This window comes from Halomonas cibimaris (assembly GCF_039537045.1).
Classification (GTDB): domain Bacteria; phylum Pseudomonadota; class Gammaproteobacteria; order Pseudomonadales; family Halomonadaceae; genus Vreelandella; species Vreelandella cibimaris.
This window is the reverse complement of the sequence record NZ_BAAAZT010000030.1, coordinates 263,423-282,523: the sequence shown is the minus strand read 5'-3', so window position 1 is coordinate 282,523 and position 19,101 is coordinate 263,423. Positions and strand designations below refer to the sequence as shown.

Sequence of the window (19,101 nt, the reverse complement as noted above, 5' to 3'; positions counted from 1 at the left end):
CGCGTCAACGCAAGGAGAACGCCATGTATAAAAAACTGTTGCACGGCACCGGGTCTCAGCTGCGCACCCTGGGGCTGATCTTCATGCACGCGTTTCGCAAGCGCGAAACGCTTAGCTATCCGGAAGAAAAGCCCTATCTTGCGCCGCGCTATCGCGGGCGTATCGTGCTGACCCGCGACCCGAACGGCGAGGAGCGCTGCGTGGCCTGCAATCTGTGCGCCGTGGCCTGCCCGGTAGACTGCATTTCGCTGCAAAAGGGCGAGAAAGACGACGGCCGCTGGTATCCGGAATTTTTCCGCATCAACTTTTCCCGGTGCATTTACTGCGGCATGTGCGAAGAGGCCTGCCCGACCTCGGCGATTCAGCTCACGCCGGACTTTGAGATGGCAGAATACCGCCGCCAGGAGCTGGTGTACGAAAAAGAGGACCTGCTGATCAACGGCCCCGGCAAGGATCACGACTACCACTTCTATAAAGTGGCCGGGCTTGCCGTGGGCGGCAAGGACAAAGGCCAGGGCAAAGACGAGGCCGAACCCATCAAGGTCACCACGCTGCTGCCCTGAAGGCACCGGTATCAAGGGGAGAAATCATGGAGCTTGCCTTTTATCTCAGCGCATTAGCAGCCGTGCTTGCAACGCTGGGCGTTATTGTCAACCCCAACCCGGTACATGCCGTACTGTATCTGGTGGTATCGCTGCTTGCCGTGGCACTGGTGTTTTTCGCCCTCGGCGCGCCCTTTGCCGGGGCGCTTGAAATCATCGTCTACGCCGGGGCGATCATGGTGCTGTTTGTTTTCGTGGTGATGATGCTCAATCTGGGCCATGCCGGCATCGAACAGGAACGTGAATGGCTCAAGCCGCGCACTTGGCTGGGGCCGTCAGTGCTGGCAGCCGTGCTGCTGTTCACCCTGGTCAGCCTTTTATGGCAAGGCGATACGCAGGCTGTCATCACCGGCGGCGGGCTCACCGCCAAGGGTGCGGGCACGCTGCTCTACGGGCCCTGGCTTTTGCTGGTGGAGCTCGGCGCGCTGCTGCTGCTTGCCGCGCTGGTCACAGCGTCTCACGTCGGGCGGCTAAGCCCGGTGGCCGCGCCGTCTCCGGCACCGCGTGACAGGCCCACTTCAGCAACCGGCACACCCAGGGAGGACACATGAACGGTATCCCCATGGAACACGGCCTGGTGCTGGCCGGTGTGCTGTTTACCCTCGGGCTTGGCGGGCTGATGTTTCGCCGCAACATGATCTTTGTGCTGATGAGCCTGGAAGTGATGCTCAACGCCGCGGGGCTTGCGTTTATCGTGGCCGGCACCGGCTGGCAGCAGCCGGAAGGTCAGGTCATGTTTCTGCTGGTCATTACCCTGGCGGCAGCCGAGGCAAGCGTAGGCCTTGCCCTGCTGATTCAGCTGTATCACCGCTTCAAGACTCTCAACCTCGACGTGGCCAGCAGGATGCGCGGATGATGGAACCCTTGACTGATATCTCAACCGTCCAGCCGACGGCGATGCTTTTGCCGCTGACGTTTTTGCTGCCCCTTGCGGGCACGCTGATTCTGGCGTTCTCCCGGGGGCGGCTAAGCTATCGCGCAAGCGCGACGCTGGGTACGGCAAGCGTGGGGCTTGCAGCCCTTGCCACCGCCCTGATCGCGCTGAACTTTGCTTCCGGCGACGCCGGGCAGCTCACCCTTTGGACCTGGATCGCCGTGGGCGATTTCCAGCCCGGCATCAGCCTGGCGCTGGACGGACTTTCGCTGACCATGCTTGGCGTGATCACCGGCGTGGGCTTTTTTATTCACCTGTTCGCCGCCTGGTACATGCGCGGCGAAGACGGCATCACGCGCTTTTACACCTACATGAACCTGTTTGTGTTCAGCATGGTGCTGCTGGTGCTGGGCGATAACCTGCTGCTTTTATTTCTCGGCTGGGAAGGCGTGGGCCTGTGCAGCTATCTGCTGATCGGCTACTACTATACCCACAGCGCCAACGGCTGGGCCGGGTTCAAGGCGTTTATCATCACCCGCATTGGCGATGTGTTTCTGGCCATCGGCATGTTTTTGCTCTTCAGCCGGCTGGGCACGCTCAACATCGCTGAAATTCTGGAACTCGCGCCCCGGGCCTGGCAGTCGGGCGATACCGTGGTGGAGCTGGCCGCCTTTCTGCTGCTCGGCGGGGCGCTGGGCAAGTCCGCCCAGCTGCCGCTGCACACCTGGCTTGCCGATGCCATGGCCGGCCCCACGCCGGTGTCGGCGCTGATTCACGCCGCCACCATGGTGACCGCCGGTGTCTACTTGATCGCGCGGATGCACGGCATTTTCGAGCTGGCCCCCGCCGCGCTTTACGCCACCGGCGTCATCGGGGCGCTGACGCTGTTGATGGCCGGCTTTGCGGCCCTTGCCCAAACCGACATCAAGCGCGTGCTGGCCTATTCCACCATGAGCCAGATCGGCTATATGTTTCTCGCCCTGGGCGTAGGCGCCTATGATACGGCGATTTTCCACCTGATGACCCATGCGTTTTTCAAAGCACTGCTGTTTCTTTCTGCAGGTGCGGTCATTATCAGCTGCCACCACGAGCAGGACATGCGTCGCCTCGGCGGGCTGTGGCGCACGCTGCCGCTGGCCTATATGGGCTTTGTAGTGGGCGGCGCGGCCCTGGCCGCCCTGCCGCTGGTGTCCGCCGGGTTTTACAGCAAGGATGCCATTCTCTGGCAGGCGCTGGCCGCCGACCAGCAAGGGCTTCTCGCTGCCGGGCTGATCGGTGCGCTTCTCACCTCGCTTTACACCCTGCGGCTGATCATCGCCACTTTCCACGGCCCGGCCAAAAGCGACAGCGCCCGTCGCGCCGAAGCCGGCCGCGGCCTGGCCCACGGCCTGCCGCTTTGCGTGCTGGCGATACTTTCCACGTTTATCGGCGCGTGGATTACCCCGCCGCTGGCCGGCGTGCTGCCCGCAAGCCCGGGAGAAAACGCAACGGCCGGCCACGGCGCGCTTGAACTGATTGCCGCTGCCGTAGCGCTGGCCGGTATGGCGCTTGGCGTGTGGGTGTTCAGCCTTCATCGCGGCTGGCTAACGCTGGCCGATGCCGGGCTGGGCGCGTGGCTGTGGCGACTGTGGCATCGCGCCTGGGGCTTTGATGCGCTGTTTGACCGGACGCTGGTGCGCCCGTACCGGGGCGCGGTGCGGCTGTTGAAAAGCGATGTGTTCGACGGTGTCTTTCGCCTGCTGGCCTGGTGCATGCGCCTTGTGCACCGGGGGCTTTCCCGCACCCAGACCGGCAAGCTGCGCGGCTATGCCGTGACCATGGTGATGGGCGCGACGCTGATCCTGTTGAGTCTGGCGCTGGTGTTTCAGGGAACCTGAAAGGGATAAACGCTTATGATGTTGGTATGGCTGATTGTCATCCCGTTTGCCGGGGGTCTTTTATGCTGGCAGGCAGAGCGCTTCGGCGGCCGGGCTACACGGCTGATCGCTCTGGCTACCATGCTGTGCGAGCTGCTGATGGCCCTTTATCTTTGGCTGCAGCTGGATTTTGCGCTGCCCGGCGCCGGCGGCAGCGCCCCCCAGTGGGCGATGGAATACCGCCTGCCGTGGATCGAGCGCTTCGGCATCGACTTTCATCTGGCGCTGGACGGGCTGTCGCTGGTGCTGATTGCGCTGACCGGCTTTCTCGGCGTGCTGGCGGTGCTGTGCTCATGGCAGGAGATCGTCCGACGCATCGGCTTTTTCCACCTCAACCTGCTGTGGATTCTCGGCGGCGTGGTCGGGGTGTTTCTCGCCATTGACCTGTTTTTGTTCTTCTTTTTCTGGGAGCTGATGCTGGTGCCGATGTACTTTCTGATTGCGCTTTGGGGCCATAGCGGCTCCCAGGGCAGCACTCGCATCGGCGCGGCGGTCAAGTTCTTCATCTATACCCAGGCAAGCGGCCTTTTGATGCTGGTGGCCATTTTGGGGCTGGTATTTGCCCACCACGCCAACACCGGCGAGTATTCCTTCAGCTATGCCGTGCTCAAAGAGACCGCGCTGTCGCCCGTGCTGGCTTTCTGGCTGATGCTCGGGTTTTTCATCGCCTTTGCGGTCAAGCTGCCGGTAGTGCCGTTTCACGGCTGGCTGCCCAACGCCCACGCCCAGGCGCCCACCGCCGGTAGCGTGGATCTCGCCGGCATTCTGCTCAAAACCGCCGCCTACGGCATGCTGCGCTTTGCCCTGCCGCTGTTTCCCGAGGCGTCTCAGGCCTTTGCGCCCGTCGCCATGGGGCTTGGTCTGCTGGGCATTTTTTACGGCGCGGTGCTCGCCTGCGGCCAGCAGGACGTCAAGCGCTTTATCGCCTATACCAGTATCGCCCACATGGGCTTTGTGCTGATCGGCATCTACGCCGGCACCGAGCTTGCCCTGCAGGGCGTGGTGGTTTTGATGGTGGCCCACGCGTTCTCCGCCGCGGGGCTTTTTATCCTGAGCGGCCAGCTGTACGAGCGGTTGCATACGCGCCAGATCGGCCAGATGGGCGGTCTATGGGGGCGGCTGGGCAGCATGCCGGGCATTTATCTGTTTTTCATTGCCGCCTCGCTGGGCATGCCGGCCACGGCCAACTTCGTCGGTGAGTTCATGGTGCTGTTCGGCACCTTTGCCATCGCCCCCTGGACGGTGGCGCTGGCAAGCGTAGGGCTGGTGCTGGCGGCGGTATACTCGCTGATGCTGATGCAGCGTGTACACTACGGCCCTGCCCAGAGTGAAGCCCCGCTGAGAGGGCTGGACGCCCGCGAATTTTGCATGCTGCTGGGGCTTGCGGCGCTGATCCTGTGGCTCGGCCTTTATCCCCAGCCGCTGCTGGATACCACCGATGCCGCCATGGGGGACATCCATCGGCTGTTTGACGCCCAAAGCCCGCTGATGCCGGAGGCTCGCTAATGCCGTTACCCACCCTTGCCCTTGCTTATCTTCCGCTGATTCTGGTCGGTGCCACGGCCGTTACCGTGATGCTGGGTATCGCCTGGCGGCGACAGCACCATGTCACCGTCGCCGTCAGCGTGCTGGGCCTGGCCCTGGCACTGGTGGCACAGGTGGCCGCCTGGCAGGTCGCGCCGCTGACCGCGCCGCTGCTCGCCTTTGACGGCCCGGCCATGCTCGGCGGCCTGCTGGTGCTGGCCTCGACGCTTGCCTGCGCGGTGCTGGCCCATGCCTACTTCGAGACGTTCCAGAAACCCCGGGAAGAGTTCTACCTGCTGCTGCTGTGCTCGGCGGCCGGCGGGCTGGTGCTGATGGCAAGCCGCCATCTGGCGAGCCTTTTTCTGGGCCTGGAGCTTTTGTCCATGCCGCTTTACGGCATGCTGGCCTACGCCTTTCACGAGCGCCGCTCGCTGGAAGCCGGCATCAAGTACCTGATTCTCTCCGCCGCCGCGAGCGCTTTTTTGCTGTTCGGCATGGCGCTGCTCTACGCCCAGACCGGCGAGCTTGCGCTGGCCGCGCTTACGGCAACGCTTAGCGAGGGCACCGGCGTCTGGGGGCTGGCCGGCGCCGGGCTGATGCTGGCGGGGCTGGGCTTTAAGCTTTCGGTTGCGCCGTTTCATCTGTGGACGCCGGACGTCTACGAAGGCGGCCCCGGGCCGGCCGCGATGTTTCTTGCCACGGCCAGCAAGGTGGCGGTTTTTATCATTATGCTGCGCCTGGTAATGAGCGCCCCCGCCTTTCAGGGTGAGTGGCTGCACGCCGTGCTGTGGACGCTGGCGCTTGCCAGCATGCTGGCGGGCAACCTGCTGGCGCTGACCCAGTCAAATCTCAAGCGGCTTCTGGGCTACTCTTCCATTGCCCACTTCGGCTATACGTTGCTGGTGCTGGTGGTGGCCGACGGCCTGGCCGTGGAAACCGGCGGGGTTTACCTGATCACCTATGTGCTGGCAACGCTTGCCGCCTTCGGCGTAGTGATTCTGGTCTCCAGCGCCACCGACGGCGAAGACGCCGGCAGCCTGCACTACTACCGCGGGCTGTTCTGGCGGCGCCCCTATCTCACCGCGGTGATGACGGTGGCCATGCTCTCCCTTGCCGGCATTCCCGCCACCGTCGGCTTTATCGGCAAGTTCTACCTTATTGCTCTGGGCGTAGAGGCCAGCCGCTGGTGGCTGGTGGGCGGCATCATCGCCGGCAGCGCCATCGGGCTTTATTACTACCTGCGGGTGATCGTGACGCTGTTTCTGGCCGAGCCGGGCATGCAGCGCCGGGACGCCTCGCCGGACTGGGCGGCGCGCGCCGGCGGCCTGGTGGTGCTGGGGGCTGCCGTGCTGGTCATCGTGCTGGGCCTTTATCCTGCGCCGATGATTGCGCTGGCCCGGGCTGCCGGCACCATCACCGCTTTTTGAGCGGCCGTAAAAAGCCGGGCCCCAGCTTGCCCGGGGCCCGGCTACTATGTCTATTCAACCAGCGCGCTTATTCGATCAACACGCCTATTCAACCAGCGCGCCTATTCAACCAGCGCACCTATTCGTCGGCCAGCGTTAGAAGCTGTCCCAGTCCTCTTGCGTATGGGCACGGGTGCGCGCCGGCGCTTCAGCGAGCGGGGCGCCGGCCTCGTCGGCGGCACGGCTGAAGCGTGTGCGGCGAGTCTCGAACGCCTGGGCGCTATGCGTCAGTATGCGGGCTTCTTCATTCAGCGCCTGGGAGGCGCTGTCCAGCCCGGACAGCTCACCGGACGACGATTGAATGGCATCATCAATCTGGGCGATTGCCTGGGACACCTGCGATACGCCGTCCGACTGCTCCTTGGCAGCCTGGCTGATTTCATCGATCAGGTCGTTGATTTTGCTCGACGCCGTTTGAATATCTTCCATAACCGCGCCGGTTGTTTCGGTGTCCTGAACGCCCTTGGCTACCGCTTGCTGGGCGCGCGCGATCATGCTTTTGACCTCGCTTGCGGTTTGCGCACTGCGCTGGGCCAGATTGCGCACTTCCTGGGCGACAACGGCAAAGCCGCGCCCCTGCTCACCGGCACGGGCGGCCTCTACCGAGGCGTTCAGTGCCAAAATATTGGTCTGGAAGGCTACTTCGTCGATCTGCTGCACCAGCGCTTCCATCGCCGTTGTTTGGGTATGAATCTCGCCCATGGAGGTCGAGAGCGCATGCATGTCGGCCTCGGCACGCTGCACTTTTTGGGCGTTGTCATTCGAAACGGCAGCGGCCGCTTGCGCGTTATCCGCATTCTGATGAACGGTGGTGGAAATCTCGTCCATGGCCGCCGCCGTTTGCTGCACAGCGCTTGCCTGCTGTTCAAACTGGGCGGCAATGGTCTGGCTGCTGCGGGCCACGCCGTCTGCGGCCGGCGTGACCGTATCCACACCGCGGCGCACCTGATCAATCAGGCCTTCCAGCGCTAGCGTCATAAGCTCAACGGCGTCCAGCACGCGGCCGATCTCTGTATTTTGCTGATGCGGCGGATGCGCTTTCAGGTTGCCCGCTGCAATCTGCATGGCAAACAGCTGGGCGCTGCGCATTGGCCGGCGAATATCGCGGATGAGCTTGACGCAGGTGGCCAGAAAAACCGCCAGACTGAGCAGTCCGCCAAGCCACAGCCCGTTCGCTATCTGGTGCTGAAAACGCTCGCTCTGATTGGCCGCCTCGACGGCTTCCTGCTGATAACGCTGCGACATTTCGCTTAGCCGGCGGCTGAATACCCCGGCATCTTCGGAGAGAAAAGCGCCGAATGCCTCGCGGGCGGATGCCTGGTCACCGTCATCCAGCAGATGGCGCATGGCCGGATAGATACCGTCTTCGTAATGCCCTTGAAGCAGCGTATCCAGCTCGTCGGTGTCAATGCCAAGCTCGGGATTCATGGCGTCCAAAAACGTCTGCCAGTGGCCAAGCATGGCGTCTTCAAAGCCCTCCAGCCGGGCCTTGAAGCGCTGTGGATCTTCAATATGGTCAAGGTCGGCCATGGCCTGGTTGATTTCCCGCCGCCCGCTGATCGAAGCCCCTTCTATGGCGTTGAGATTGGCAATCGCTGAAATGCTCTCGCCGGTTCGACTGATCGCTTGCTGGGCATTGCTGGAAAGCAGGCTGCCCACGCCGATGGCGCCGGCAATCATGGCCACGGCCAGCGTCCCCAGGGCTGTGGTCTTGAACGTCAGACTCGCCGGGTTCAAACGCCTGAGCCAGCGCCCGCGGCGCGGCGTGTCTGCCGCGCCTGCCGCCAGCGGCCGGCATACCAGTGCTGCGCCGGAAAGCCGCGTATCGTCATAAAGCGGCGTTGCCGTAACGCGGCAGCGCACGGGCTGTCCGGCGCGCGCGGCCAGCCAAAGCTCGCCGGTCCAAACGCGCTCCCGGCCCAGCAAACGCTTGAGCGTGGCAAGCCGGGGCGTCTGCTCTTCTCCGGGGGCAAGAAGGCGCGCCCAGTGCTGCCCGACCGGCGACTCGCTCTCCCCGGTGAGCTGCTCAAATCCATGGTTTACATACAAAACGACGCCATCAAGCGACATTCGAACAATGCCCACAATAGCGGTAGTATCGGTCTGCAAAATACGCTTCCTGTTGCCTGGGTACGGGATTGAAAAAGCGCCGCAACGGACCGTCCGACGCATCAGCCTAGCGCTCGTCCAAACCGCGCTCGGCCATGGCGACCGCACGGATCAGCGCGCGGGTTTTGTTCAGAGTTTCCTGCCATTCCAGTTCCGGGTCGGAATCGGCGACGATACCGGCACCGGCTTGGACGTGAACCTGACCGTCCTTGATCACCGCGGTGCGAATGGCAATGGCCGTATCCATATTGCCGTGCCAGGACAGATAGCCCACAGCACCTGAGTAGATACCGCGCTTGATCGGCTCCACTTCATCGATGATTTCCATCGCCCGCACCTTGGAGGCGCCGGAAACCGTGCCGGCAGGAAAGGTCGCGCGCAGCGCGTCCAGGGCCGAAAGCTCGGGCTTGAGTCGCCCCACCACGTTGGACACGATATGCATCACGTGAGAGTAGCGCTCCACCACCATTTTATCGGTGACCTTCACACTGCCGGTTTCACTGATGCGGCCCACGTCGTTGCGCCCCAGATCGATCAGCATGGAGTGCTCAGCAAGCTCTTTGGGATCGGCCAAAAGCTCGTCTTCCAGCGCCTGGTCCTCGGCCTCGGTGCGCCCGCGCCTGCGGGTGCCGGCAATGGGGCGCACGGTGACTTCGCCTTCTTCGGTGCGCGTTAAAATCTCCGGCGACGAGCCCACCACCTGATGATCGTCCAGGTTCAGGTAGTACATATACGGCGACGGGTTCAGGCTGCGCAGCGCCCGGTAGAGATCCAGCGGCTCGGCGCGGTACGGCGCCGACATGCGCTGGGACGGCACGCACTGCATAATATCGCCGGCAAGCACGTACTCTTTGATCTTGGCCACCGCGGCCTTGAAGCCTTCTTGGGTAAAGCCCGAGGTAAAGTCGCTTTCGGCCACATTCGGGCTGTCTTGCGGACGGCTGACAGGCCGGGTATAGGCCTCGCGCAGGCGGTTTTCCAGATGATGCAAATGTGCCTGGGCATTCGCCAGCGCCTCGGGCTGCGACGGGTCGGCGTGGGTCAAAAGCGTCAGCCGCCCGGAAAGGTTGTCGAACACCACCAGGTCGTTGCACACCATCAGCAGGATATCCGGCACGCCCAAGGCGTCGGGCTTGTCGCTGCCTGCCAGGCGCGGTTCGATATAGCGGATGGTTTCATAGCCAAAGTAGCCGACCAGCCCGCCGTCAAAGCGTGGGCGATCGTCGACTTTGGGAACTTTAAAACGCGCCTGAAACGCCTCGATCCACGCCAGCGGGTCGTCGACCTCGGCCACTCCCTGGGTTTCACCGTTTTGGATGTGGCGCACGGTATGGCCGCGGACTTCGATACGCTCCCGGCACGGCAGGCCGATGATCGAGTAGCGCCCCCACTTTTCTCCGCCCTGCACCGATTCCAGCAGAAACGTCCACGCCACGTTGGCAAGCTTGAGATATGTGGACAGCGGCGTATCCAAATCCGCCAGCACGTCACAAGATACGGGAATACGGTTATAGCCGGCGCGCGCCAGCTCGGCAAAACGTTCAGGGGTCATCAGCAAGAATTCCTTATCACGTAGAAAACGGCCGGGCAGCGGCCTAAAGCAGCTCACTCAGCGAGTCCAGCAGCGCATCCGGCCTGCTCTGACCAATCGGCTCGCCGTGATTGTAGCCGTAGGTAAGCGCGGCGGTGGCGAACCCCGCCGCCTTGCCGGCGGCGATGTCGTGGCAGGAGTCGCCTACCATCACACAGGCGCTGGGGGCCACGCTGAACCGGGCAGCTGCATGCGTCAGCGGCAGCGGATCGGGCTTTTTGCGCGCCAGGCTATCGCCGCCCAGGCACAGCGCGAAGGCCTCGCTCAGGGCAAAGTGCTCAAGCAGCGGGGCGATAAAGCGCTCGGGCTTGTTGGTGATCAGCACCAGCACAAAGCCGGCCTCTCTAAGCGCATAAAGCGTCTCGGCAGCGCCGGGGTAGAGCCGCGTCAGCCGATGCGGGGCCTTGCCGTAATAGCGCATGAACGCGGCGTAAAGCCGATTGAGCCTTGCCCGGTCAAGCCTGTTTTCAGGCGTGGACTGCGCCCAGGCCAGGCCGCGCTCAACGAGCCTGTAGGTGCCGTTGCCCACCCAGCGGCTCACGTTTTCCTGCTCGGGCACGGCCAGGTCTTCGGCTTCAAGCGCTCGGGCAAGCGCCGCGGCCAGATCAGGCACCGAGTCAATCAGGGTGCCGTCGAGATCGAAGGCAATCAGCTTTTTTCCGCTCAACAGTGGATGCACCGCACGGTCCTCTGCTTGATGATCATGTGCCTTGGATCGTGGCATTTTCCGGGGCATTGTGCGACATCTCAGCCTTGAACGCCCTGCGCCAGCGCCTCGCGCAGCTCGCGGATGACCGTATCATAGGCGTGAGGGTCGCCGGTGCGGCGCGCCTTGAAGATCGCCGAGCCGGCCACGAAGGTATCCGCCCCCGCAGCGGCCACCTCCGCAATGTTGTCCACCTTGACCCCGCCGTCCACTTCCAGACGAATGTCGTAGCCCGAGGCATCCAGCTTTGCCCGGGTTTCGCGCAGCTTGGCAAGCGTTTGCGGAATAAATGCCTGGCCGCCAAAGCCGGGATTGACGCTCATCAGCAGCACCATGTCCAGCTTGTCCATCACGTAGTCCAGATAGCTCAAGGGCGTGGCCGGATTGAACACCAGCCCGGCCTGGCAGCCGCCGTCGCGGATCAGCTGCAGCGAGCGGTCGACGTGCTCGGAGGCTTCCGGGTGGAAGGTAATGATGCTGGCGCCGGCATCGATGAAATCCCCGATCAGCTGGTCGACCGGCTTGACCATCAGGTGCACGTCGATAGGCGCGGTGACGCCGTGATCGCGCAGCGCCTTGCACACCATGGGGCCGATGGTGAGGTTGGGCACGTAGTGGTTGTCCATCACGTCGAAGTGGACGATATCCGCGCCGGCGGCCAGCACGTTGTCGACTTCTTCGCCCAGGCGGGCAAAGTCGGCGGACAAAATCGACGGGGCAATGCGAAAAAAACGGGAGGCGTTGTGCCGTGATGCAGTCATGGTCATGGGCTTTTTGCGGCTGGTGACAGCAGGAAGAAAACGGCGCCGGCGAGCAGTGCGCCGCCAACGCAAGGGCGTAAATGGTAACAAAGATCAGGGCAGCGGCACCTGCCGGCGCGGCAAAAAACGCCGAACGGCCGCGGGATTGCCATACACATATATTCTAAAAAAGAATATAAAATACGATTGTAATTACCTAAACCCGGTTTTAGTCTTGAAGACCGTCCCACAACGCTTTTCAAGGAGCCTTTGCATGGCCGCTTCACGTACCGTCAAAACCCTTCAGCGCAGCCTGCTCGCCGTTGCCGTTACCGCCAGCGCCTCGGGTGCGGCCAACGCCGCCGACCGCGAGCTGCTCAACGCCTCCTACGACATCGCTCGCGAACTGTTCGCCGAGATCAACCCCAAATTCGAGCGCTGGTGGGAAGCTGAGCACGACGAAAGCGTTGAAGTCAGCCAGTCGCACAACGGCTCCTCCGCCCAGGCCCGCGCCATCATGCAGGGCATGGGTGCTGACGTGGTGACGTTTAACCAGGTCACCGACGTGCAGGTGCTGGCCGACGCCGGCCTGGTTGATGAGAACTGGAAGCAGGCGTTTGCCAACAACGCCTCGCCCTACTACTCCACCACCGCATTTCTGGTGCGCAAGGGCAACCCCAAAAACATCCAAAGCTGGGCGGACCTGGCCGGTGAAGACGTGGAAATCGTCTTCCCCAACCCCAAGACCTCGGGCAACGGCCGCTACACCTATCTGGCCGCCTGGGGCGCTGCCGACCAGCGCCTTGACGGCGACGAAGATAAAATCCGCGACTACATGAAGACCTTCCTCGGCAACGTCGAAGTCTTTGACACCGGCGGCCGCGGCGCCACTACCAGCTTCATCGAGCGCGAGATCGGCGACGTGCTGATCAGCTTCGAGTCCGAGGTCAACAACATTCGCGGCGAATACGGCAGCGACGCCTACGAAGTGGTCGTACCGCCGGTGAGCATTCTCGCCGAGTTCCCCGTGGCCGTGGTGGATGAAAACGCCGAGAAAAACGACAACGCCGATCTCGCTCAGGGCTACCTGGACTACCTCTACCGCGAAGACACCCAGCGCCTGCTGGCGGGCTTCAACTACCGGGTCAACAACGAGGACGTCGTCGAAGAGTTTGCCGACCGGTTCCCCGAAACCGAGCTGCTGAAGGTCGAAGACGCGTTCGGCGGCTGGGACCGGGCCATGGAAAAGCACTTTGAAAGCGGCGGCCTGATCGACCAGCTTCAGCGCCGGTAAGCACGCTTTATGAACTCTTCGGCCATTCGACTCCCTCGGCGACGGTCTAGCAGCACCCGCGTGCTGCCGGGCTTCGGCCTTTCCATGGGCATCAGCGTGCTGTTCATTTCGCTGGTGCTGCTTTTGCCCATGACCGGGCTGTTCGGCCAGCTGGCCGGGCTTTCCTTCGGCGAATACTGGGCGATTATCAGCGACCCGCGCATTGTCGCCAGCTACACCACCACCCTGGGCGCGGCGGGTGCCGCGGCGCTGGTCAACGCCGCTTTCGGCCTGCTTTTAGCCTGGGTGCTGGTGCGCTACGAGTTCCCCGGCAAGCGCCTGGTGGATGCGCTGATGGATTTACCCTTCGCCCTGCCCACCGCCGTGGCCGGCATTACGCTGGCTACGCTCTACGCCAAGAGCGGCTGGGCGGGCGGCGTGCTCGAGCCGCTGGGTATCAAGGTGGCCTACACCTGGGTGGGCATTGCGCTGGCCATGGCGTTTACCAGCATTCCGTTTGTGGTACGCACGGTACAGCCGGTGCTGGAAGACATGCCCGCCGAGGTGGATGAGGCCGCCATGTCGCTGGGCGCAAGCGACGGCGTGGGCTTTCGCCGGGTGATTCTGCCCCACCTGTGGCCGGCGCTGGTCACCGGTACCGGTTTAGCCTTCGTGCGCTCGCTGGGCGAGTTCGGCGCGGTGATTTTTATCGCCGGCAACGCGCCTTATGAAACCGAAATCACGTCCCTGATGATTTTCGTCAAGCTGCAGGAGTACGACTACGCCGGCGCCTCGGCCATTGCATCAATGCTGCTGTTGATCTCGCTTGCCCTGCTGCTGGCAATCAATATCTGGCAGGGCCGCTTTGTCCGCCGCCTGCATGGAGGAAAAGGCTAATGCAACGCATCGGTGACGCGCCCGGTACGCGCAGGCTTCTGATCAGTGCGGCCCTTGTGCTCACGGCGATTTTCCTCGCGCTGCCGCTGGCGGCGATTTTTGCCCAGGCTTTTGCCAAGGGGGCCGGCGTATTCTGGGCAAGCGTGACCGAGGCCCATACGCTCCACGCGATCTATCTCACCCTGGGCATTGCCGTGCTCACCATTCCCATCTGCCTGGTGTTCGGCGTGGCGCTGGCCTGGCTGATTACTCGCTTCACGTTTCCCGGCCGGCGGCTGCTGCAGACCCTGATCGACATCCCCTTTGCGGTATCTCCGGTGGTGGCGGGGCTGGTCTACCTGCTGCTGTACGGACGCAACGGCTGGATCGGCACCTGGCTTGCCGAGCACGATATTCAGCTGATGTTTGCCTGGCCGGGCATTTTGATGGTCACGGTGTTTGTTACCTGCCCGTTTATCGCCCGGGAGCTGATCCCGCTGATGCAGGCCCAGGGCAGCCGCGAGGAAGAAGCCGCGGTGACGCTGGGCGCGGGCGGCTTTACCGTCTTTCGCCGGGTGACGCTGCCCAACATTCGCTGGGCGCTTTTGTACGGCGTGATTCTGACCAACGCCCGGGCGGTGGGCGAGTTCGGCGCGGTGTCGGTGGTTTCCGGCGCCATTCGCGGCAAGACCAACACCCTGCCGCTCAACGTGCAGCAGCTCTATCAGGACTACAACACGGTCGGCGCCTTTTCCAGTGCGGCCCTGCTGGCGCTGATCGCTCTTTTCACCCTGGCGGCCAAGGCCGGCCTTGAATGGCGCGCATCGCGCCGGGAGACCCACCCATGAGCATCCGTCTGGACAACATCGGCAAGCACTTCGGCGCCACCCGGGCGCTGGAGCCGGTCAACCTGGATATTCACGAAGGCGAGCTCGTCGGCCTTTTGGGCCCGTCGGGGTCGGGCAAGACCACCCTTTTGCGCATTATCGCCGGGCTGGAAACCCCCGACCGGGCGGGCACCCGCACCCCGGCGCGGATTCTGTTCGGCCAGCGCGACGTCACCCACGTTCACGTGCGCGATCGGCGCATCGGCTTTGTGTTTCAGCACTACGCGCTGTTTCGCCACATGAGCGTTTACGACAACGTGGCCTTTGGCCTGAGCGTGATGCCAAGGCGCAGCCGGCCGTCGCGCAGCGAGATCCGCGCCCGGGTCTTCCGGCTGCTGGAAATGGTCAAGCTTGAGCATCTGGCCGGCCGCTACCCGGCCCAGCTCTCCGGCGGCCAGCAGCAGCGCGTGTCGCTGGCCCGGGCGCTGGCCGTGGAGCCCGACGTGCTGCTGCTCGACGAGCCCTTCGGCGCGCTTGACGCCAAGGTGCGCCAGGACCTGCGCCGCTGGCTGCGCCACCTCCACGACGAGCTCAACTTCACCAGCGTGTTTGTCACCCACGATCAGGAAGAGGCTCTTGAGCTTTCCGACCGCGTGGTGGTGATGAGCGACGGCAAAATCGAGCAGGTCGATACGCCGGAAGCGCTGTACCGCGCGCCGCAGAATCGCTTCGTGTTTGAGTTTCTCGGCGACGTCAACCGACTGGAAGGCGACGTGCAAAGCGGCGTGCTCACCTGCGGCAGCGCCCGCTTTGCCGTAGACCTGCCCGACGGCCGCGAAGAGCTTTTGCTGCGCCCCCACGAAGTGCGCCTGGCCGAGCAGCCCGAGGCCGGCTGCCACCTGCCGGTGACCGTCACCGCGGTCTCCCCGGTGGGCGCCGAGGTGCGCGTAGAGCTTGAAGCCGACTGGCTGCCGGCCCCCTGGCTTGCCACCGTTCGCCACGCCGATTTTGCCCGGCTTGGGCTGAAGCGCGGCCGGCGGCTGTTTGCCCACCCGCGCCAGTGGCACCGCTTTGCCGACGAGGCCGCCGCGGTGCCCGCAGCCGACGCCGCCTAGCGTATCAACAGCGCTTGGCTATACCGGCCTGGCCGTTAAGCGGCTAAACTGCGCGCACGTATTGTGCCACCGTCTCAACCACGACAGCGGAGATCACCATGCAGCGACGCTTTTTTCTGCGCGGCCTAGGCGTAGTGCTGGCCGTGCTGTGGCTTGGCGGCTGTGCCGGCCCGCACTATCTGTCCGTCACGCCCCAGCGCAGCGCGCCGCTGGCAAAGGTGGGCAGCGGCGAGAAAATTGCGGTATTCGCCCAAGACGGGCGTGACAGCGATGTGATCGGCCATCGCAGCGGCGGCGGCATGTCCACATCGCAAATCATCGCCAGCAGCCACGTGCTGATTCCCGCGCTTCAGCGAGAAGCCCGCCGTGCGGTGCGCGATATGGGCTTTACCCCGGTCACGGAAAAAGCCGAAGGCCGGCCCACGCTGACCCTGGAGCTCGCCCGGCTCCGCTACGCCCAGGCCGACGGCGCCAACCCGGGCATTGACGAGGCGCGGCTGGAGGGCGTGCTGCGGGCCATTGTGCAAAACGACGCCACCACCTACACCGGCACCTACACTGCCCGGCGCACCCAGGCATATGCCTTCAAGCCCGGCAGCGCCAAAAATACCGAAATGCTCAACGCGCTGTTGGGCAGCGCTTTGGACCGCGCCTTCAGCGACCCGGAGCTGGGCCGGCTGCTGGCGCGCTAGTTGATCGGCCCACGGCGCTTAAGCGCCCAGGCGCTTTCGATAAAGCCGCGCGCGTCAGGCGGGCTCTGCTCAAGAAAGGTCAGGCGGAAATTGGGCGAGAAAAGCTGCTCGATTTCCGCATGCGAAACGCTGTAGGGCGGGCCGGCATCGGGGTCTTTGCGCGTCATGCTGATCAGCAGCCCGCAGGCGCCGGGCGGCACCAGCTGGGCCAGGTGAAAGGCATAGCGCTGGCGGGTCGGCCGAGGCAGCGCAATCAGCGAGGCGCGATCGTAAAACGCCGCGATTTCAGCTACCTGGCGAATGTGCAGGTGAAAAAAGTCGCCCTGCCAAAGCTCGATGCTGCCCTGGCGCACGATATCAAAGCCCGCCTGGCCATAGCGCAGCACGCCCTGATCACGGCCGGCGACGAACTGTTCAATGGCATCCGGGGCAAACTCCACCCCAAGCACCGGATGCCCGGCGTCCGCCAGCCAGCGCATATCCACGCTTTTACCGCACAGCGGCACCAGCACCTTGGCCGCCCGGGGAACGCCCAGCGTCGCCCAGTAACGCACCAGGGCCGGGTGCGGCGTCGCCCGGTGAAAGCCGATGCGCCCTTCCCGCCAGCGCTTGAGCCATTGACCTGTCATCTGCATGCCTCGTTAATGAAACCAGCGGTCGCGCTTTTTCCGCCGGCGCGGCAGGTGCGGCACGATCAGCCCCACCAGCAAGCCGGCACCGGCCACCCCACCGCCGTACATGAAATAGCGCATCAGCAGATCTTCTTTTTGCGTGTCCAGCCGCGCATTGAGCTTGCGCGACTGGCGGCGCAGCGTTTCAGCGTCGTCGGCAAGCGCTTTGTTTTGCGCCTCAAGCTCGTCGATACGCTGAGCCCGCGTTTGCAAACGCTGCTTCATGCCCGCGACCCGGGTCTCCCAGGTTTCATTGATGCGGTCCAGCTCGGCGGTGAGCTCGGCCACCTGTGTTTTGAGTTCAGGCAGCTTTTCCCGGGCGCTGGGCGTTGCCTGCAGCTCCTCGCTCAAAATCCATACCGTATCGCCGGACTGGCTTTTCACCCGGGTATACTTGCCGCTGGTTTCAAGCTTCGCTACCTGCTCACCGGCACTCAGCGTGCCGACAATGCGATAGCCGTCGGTAGGCCCGGAGCGCACATAGGTGGTGAGCTCTTCGGAAACCCAGACGGCGTTGTCCGGCACCGTTTGCTGGGCAATCACCGGGGTGGTGCAAAAGCCGGCAAACAAGGCGGCCAGCACGATCCGGCATGGAAAACGAGACGTCGTTACTTGCATGTGAAATATCCTGATGGAAACGCTGCGCACACACTACCGAATTCACCGCCTCAGCGCAGCTATCCGAACACCGATCCGTCCCCCGCGGCAGCCGTTGAAAACCGCAGAAAAGACGTCTGCGCATCGCGGCGGTGCATTCGCACTATAAACGGTGCATTCGCACCATGACGGTGCATTCGCACTATGACGCCGTTGCGCCTAGAGTGAAGTGAGCCGGGGCGCAAGCGCGCAGACGCCCTGACACCGGAAGATAACAACAGGACAGGAGCGCCACCATGCAAAAAAATACCCAAAAAGGTTATATCGCTCTTCTCGGCTGGAGCCTGAACGCCATTGAGGCCGCTGCCCATTTCGACCGGCGCTACATTGTGGTGGCGCCGGACTGGGCAGAAGACTACTGCGACCAGCACGACATTCCCTACGTTTCGTGGAACTTCGAGCGCCTGAACGACCGCTCGCTGGAAATCGCCACCACGCTCAAGGACAAGGGCGTGGACGTGGCCGTGCCGCTGTTCGAGGAAACCGTGGAATGGGCCGGGGCGATCAACTCGGTGCTGCTCGACAACCCGCGCCTGTACGGCCAGTCGCTTTTGCTGCGCGACAAGGCGCTGATGAAGCGCCGCGCCCAGCTCGGCGGCATTCGCGTGGGCATTTTTGAAGAGGCCCACGACAAAGACGACGTGGTGCGCTTTTTAAAGCGCGTCAACCAGACCCTGCTCAAGCTCGACGGTGACCCCAACGATCCCATCCACTTGAAGGCGTTCGACAAGGCCGGCTGTTTGGGCCATCGGGTGATTCGCACCCCGGACGAAGTAGATACCATCCCCGACGAAGAGTTTCCGGTGCTGATGGAGTCCCACCTGGACGGCTGGGAATTCGCCGTGGAGGCGTGGATTCACAACGGTAAAATCGCCTTTCTCAACATTTCCGAATACGTCACCCTGGGCTATTCGGTGTTTGTACCCGCCTCGCCGGAGCTGGAGAAATACCGCGCCCAGATCACCGCGCAGATTGAAAAGCTGATCAAGACCTTCGACATCAGCTTCGGGCTGATCCACCCGGAATATTTCGTCACCAGCGACGGCGAGATGTACTTCGGCGAAGTGGCGTACCGCCCGCCGGGCTTCAAGGTCTTCGAGCTTTTGGAGCGGGTCTACGGTTTCAACGCCTACCAGGCCACCATGCTGGTGTTCGATCCCCACACCACGCCTGACGAAGTCGCCGCGTTCTTCCCCCGGGAAGTGGTCGACGCCGACGGCTTTGCCGGCTGCTTTGGCGTCTACCCGCGCCGGCGCGTGGTCAGCCGGCTGGCGCTTCCCGAGGAGGTCGAGGACCACCCCTACTTCGAGTCCCACGAGCTGACTTCACCCATGGAAGAAACCGTGACCAAGCGCACCGCGTTCGGCACCCACTGGGGGCTGGTCTACTTCAAGGGTGACGATGCCCATACCCTGCGCGATCTGCTGAAACATCAAGAAACGCTCGACTTCTATGTATAATC

18 protein-coding genes are annotated in these 19,101 nt (G+C 63.3%); 12 read left to right on the top strand and 6 right to left on the bottom strand.

The genetic code is table 11. The annotated features are described in order from the left end of the window. Positions 1-23 precede the first annotated feature (23 nt). Genes nuoI through nuoN form a run of 6 tightly spaced genes read left to right on the top strand, consistent with a single transcriptional unit; the run spans position 24 to position 6,343 of the window. Positions 24-563 carry an NADH-quinone oxidoreductase subunit NuoI gene (gene nuoI / locus ABD654_RS05290; protein WP_344702977.1) on the top strand — a complete coding sequence of 180 codons (540 nt, stop codon included), beginning with the start codon at positions 24-26 and terminating at the stop codon, positions 561-563. Between the two features lie 26 nt (positions 564-589). Next, positions 590-1,153, top strand: a complete 564-nt coding sequence (nuoJ, locus tag ABD654_RS05285) for an NADH-quinone oxidoreductase subunit J (RefSeq protein ID WP_344702974.1) — start codon at positions 590-592, stop codon at positions 1,151-1,153. Beyond that, positions 1,150-1,458, top strand: a complete 309-nt coding sequence (gene nuoK, locus ABD654_RS05280; RefSeq protein WP_344702972.1) for an NADH-quinone oxidoreductase subunit NuoK — start codon at positions 1,150-1,152, stop codon at positions 1,456-1,458. The genes nuoJ and nuoK overlap by 4 nt, the downstream gene beginning before the upstream one ends. After that, positions 1,455-3,353 (top strand): NADH-quinone oxidoreductase subunit L, encoded by a 1,899-nt coding sequence (nuoL, locus tag ABD654_RS05275; RefSeq protein WP_344702970.1) that lies wholly within the window; start codon positions 1,455-1,457, stop codon positions 3,351-3,353. The genes nuoK and nuoL overlap by 4 nt, the downstream gene beginning before the upstream one ends. A 15-nt stretch (positions 3,354-3,368) precedes the next feature. Next, a complete protein-coding gene (gene nuoM, locus ABD654_RS05270; RefSeq protein ID WP_344702968.1) occupies positions 3,369-4,898 on the top strand; it encodes an NADH-quinone oxidoreductase subunit M in 1,530 nt (509 codons plus the stop codon). Next, positions 4,898-6,343 (top strand): NADH-quinone oxidoreductase subunit NuoN, encoded by a 1,446-nt coding sequence (gene nuoN / locus ABD654_RS05265; protein WP_344702966.1) that lies wholly within the window; start codon positions 4,898-4,900, stop codon positions 6,341-6,343. Before nuoM ends, nuoN begins: the two co-directional genes overlap by 1 nt. A gap of 135 nt (positions 6,344-6,478) precedes the next feature. On the opposite strand, the gene ABD654_RS05260 is transcribed toward nuoN, so the two are convergent. The 4 genes from ABD654_RS05260 to rpe all read right to left on the bottom strand — a co-directional run bounded on the left by ABD654_RS05260 (position 6,479) and on the right by rpe (position 11,549). Further along, a complete protein-coding gene (locus ABD654_RS05260; RefSeq protein ID WP_344702964.1) occupies positions 6,479-8,491 on the bottom strand; it encodes a methyl-accepting chemotaxis protein in 2,013 nt (670 codons plus the stop codon). Positions 8,492-8,558: 67 nt separating this feature from the next. Then, the gene (gene trpE / locus ABD654_RS05255) at positions 8,559-10,043 is read right to left on the bottom strand and encodes an anthranilate synthase component I (protein WP_344702962.1); all 1,485 of its coding nucleotides are present in this window, start codon (positions 10,041-10,043) and stop codon (positions 8,559-8,561) included. Positions 10,044-10,086: 43 nt separating this feature from the next. After that, the gene (locus ABD654_RS05250) at positions 10,087-10,761 is read right to left on the bottom strand and encodes a phosphoglycolate phosphatase (protein WP_344702960.1); all 675 of its coding nucleotides are present in this window, start codon (positions 10,759-10,761) and stop codon (positions 10,087-10,089) included. A gap of 68 nt (positions 10,762-10,829) precedes the next feature. Next, entirely contained in the window at positions 10,830-11,549 is a 720-nt protein-coding gene (gene rpe / locus ABD654_RS05245; protein WP_344702958.1) for a ribulose-phosphate 3-epimerase, read from the bottom strand. A 253-nt stretch (positions 11,550-11,802) separates the two neighbouring features. On the opposite strand from rpe, the gene cysP reads away from it, so the two are divergent. The 5 genes from cysP to ABD654_RS05220 all read left to right on the top strand — a co-directional run bounded on the left by cysP (position 11,803) and on the right by ABD654_RS05220 (position 16,311). Beyond that, positions 11,803-12,822, top strand: a complete 1,020-nt coding sequence (gene cysP / locus ABD654_RS05240) for a thiosulfate ABC transporter substrate-binding protein CysP (protein ID WP_344702956.1) — start codon at positions 11,803-11,805, stop codon at positions 12,820-12,822. Between the two features lie 9 nt (positions 12,823-12,831). Continuing rightward, positions 12,832-13,698, top strand: a complete 867-nt coding sequence (gene cysT, locus ABD654_RS05235) for a sulfate ABC transporter permease subunit CysT (RefSeq protein WP_344702955.1) — start codon at positions 12,832-12,834, stop codon at positions 13,696-13,698. Further along, on the top strand, positions 13,698-14,525 hold the full coding sequence (gene cysW, locus ABD654_RS05230) for a sulfate ABC transporter permease subunit CysW (RefSeq protein ID WP_344702953.1): 828 nt from the start codon (positions 13,698-13,700) through the stop codon (positions 14,523-14,525). Before cysT ends, cysW begins: the two co-directional genes overlap by 1 nt. Next, the gene (locus tag ABD654_RS05225; protein WP_344702951.1) at positions 14,522-15,619 is read left to right on the top strand and encodes a sulfate/molybdate ABC transporter ATP-binding protein; all 1,098 of its coding nucleotides are present in this window, start codon (positions 14,522-14,524) and stop codon (positions 15,617-15,619) included. Before cysW ends, ABD654_RS05225 begins: the two co-directional genes overlap by 4 nt. A 98-nt stretch (positions 15,620-15,717) precedes the next feature. Next, entirely contained in the window at positions 15,718-16,311 is a 594-nt protein-coding gene (locus tag ABD654_RS05220) for a YajG family lipoprotein (RefSeq protein ID WP_344702949.1), read from the top strand. On the opposite strand, the gene ABD654_RS05215 is transcribed toward ABD654_RS05220, so the two are convergent. Both ABD654_RS05215 and ABD654_RS05210 read right to left on the bottom strand, forming a co-directional pair. Next, positions 16,308-16,940: a class I SAM-dependent methyltransferase gene (locus ABD654_RS05215; protein WP_344702947.1), complete on the bottom strand. Its 633-nt coding sequence runs from the start codon at positions 16,938-16,940 to the stop codon at positions 16,308-16,310. The genes ABD654_RS05220 and ABD654_RS05215 overlap by 4 nt on opposite strands. A 12-nt stretch (positions 16,941-16,952) precedes the next feature. After that, entirely contained in the window at positions 16,953-17,600 is a 648-nt protein-coding gene (locus tag ABD654_RS05210; protein WP_344702944.1) for a TIGR04211 family SH3 domain-containing protein, read from the bottom strand. Positions 17,601-17,875: 275 nt separating this feature from the next. Between ABD654_RS05210 and ABD654_RS05205 the strand changes: the two genes are divergently transcribed. Then, on the top strand, positions 17,876-19,099 hold the full coding sequence (locus ABD654_RS05205; RefSeq protein WP_344702941.1) for an ATP-grasp domain-containing protein: 1,224 nt from the start codon (positions 17,876-17,878) through the stop codon (positions 19,097-19,099). The last annotated feature ends 2 nt before the right edge of the window (positions 19,100-19,101 follow it).

What these genes read in the sequence shown, in the direction of transcription:
- cysP (WP_344702956.1), top strand. Translation starts at nt 11,803, where the DNA reads ATGGCCGCTTCACGTACCGTCAAAACCCTTCAGCGCAGCCTGCTCGCC.
- ABD654_RS05225 (WP_344702951.1), top strand. Translation starts at nt 14,522, where the DNA reads ATGAGCATCCGTCTGGACAACATCGGCAAGCACTTCGGCGCCACCCGG.
- nuoK (WP_344702972.1), top strand. Translation starts at nt 1,150, where the DNA reads ATGAACGGTATCCCCATGGAACACGGCCTGGTGCTGGCCGGTGTGCTG.
- cysT (WP_344702955.1), top strand. Translation starts at nt 12,832, where the DNA reads ATGAACTCTTCGGCCATTCGACTCCCTCGGCGACGGTCTAGCAGCACC.
- nuoI (WP_344702977.1), top strand. Translation starts at nt 24, where the DNA reads ATGTATAAAAAACTGTTGCACGGCACCGGGTCTCAGCTGCGCACCCTG.
- cysW (WP_344702953.1), top strand. Translation starts at nt 13,698, where the DNA reads ATGCAACGCATCGGTGACGCGCCCGGTACGCGCAGGCTTCTGATCAGT.
- nuoN (WP_344702966.1), top strand. Translation starts at nt 4,898, where the DNA reads ATGCCGTTACCCACCCTTGCCCTTGCTTATCTTCCGCTGATTCTGGTC.
- ABD654_RS05210 (WP_344702944.1), bottom strand. Translation starts at nt 17,600, where the DNA reads ATGCAAGTAACGACGTCTCGTTTTCCATGCCGGATCGTGCTGGCCGCC.
- nuoL (WP_344702970.1), top strand. Translation starts at nt 1,455, where the DNA reads ATGATGGAACCCTTGACTGATATCTCAACCGTCCAGCCGACGGCGATG.
- ABD654_RS05205 (WP_344702941.1), top strand. Translation starts at nt 17,876, where the DNA reads ATGCAAAAAAATACCCAAAAAGGTTATATCGCTCTTCTCGGCTGGAGC.
- rpe (WP_344702958.1), bottom strand. Translation starts at nt 11,549, where the DNA reads ATGACTGCATCACGGCACAACGCCTCCCGTTTTTTTCGCATTGCCCCG.
- nuoJ (WP_344702974.1), top strand. Translation starts at nt 590, where the DNA reads ATGGAGCTTGCCTTTTATCTCAGCGCATTAGCAGCCGTGCTTGCAACG.
- nuoM (WP_344702968.1), top strand. Translation starts at nt 3,369, where the DNA reads ATGATGTTGGTATGGCTGATTGTCATCCCGTTTGCCGGGGGTCTTTTA.
- ABD654_RS05220 (WP_344702949.1), top strand. Translation starts at nt 15,718, where the DNA reads ATGCAGCGACGCTTTTTTCTGCGCGGCCTAGGCGTAGTGCTGGCCGTG.
- ABD654_RS05215 (WP_344702947.1), bottom strand. Translation starts at nt 16,940, where the DNA reads ATGACAGGTCAATGGCTCAAGCGCTGGCGGGAAGGGCGCATCGGCTTT.
- trpE (WP_344702962.1), bottom strand. Translation starts at nt 10,043, where the DNA reads ATGACCCCTGAACGTTTTGCCGAGCTGGCGCGCGCCGGCTATAACCGT.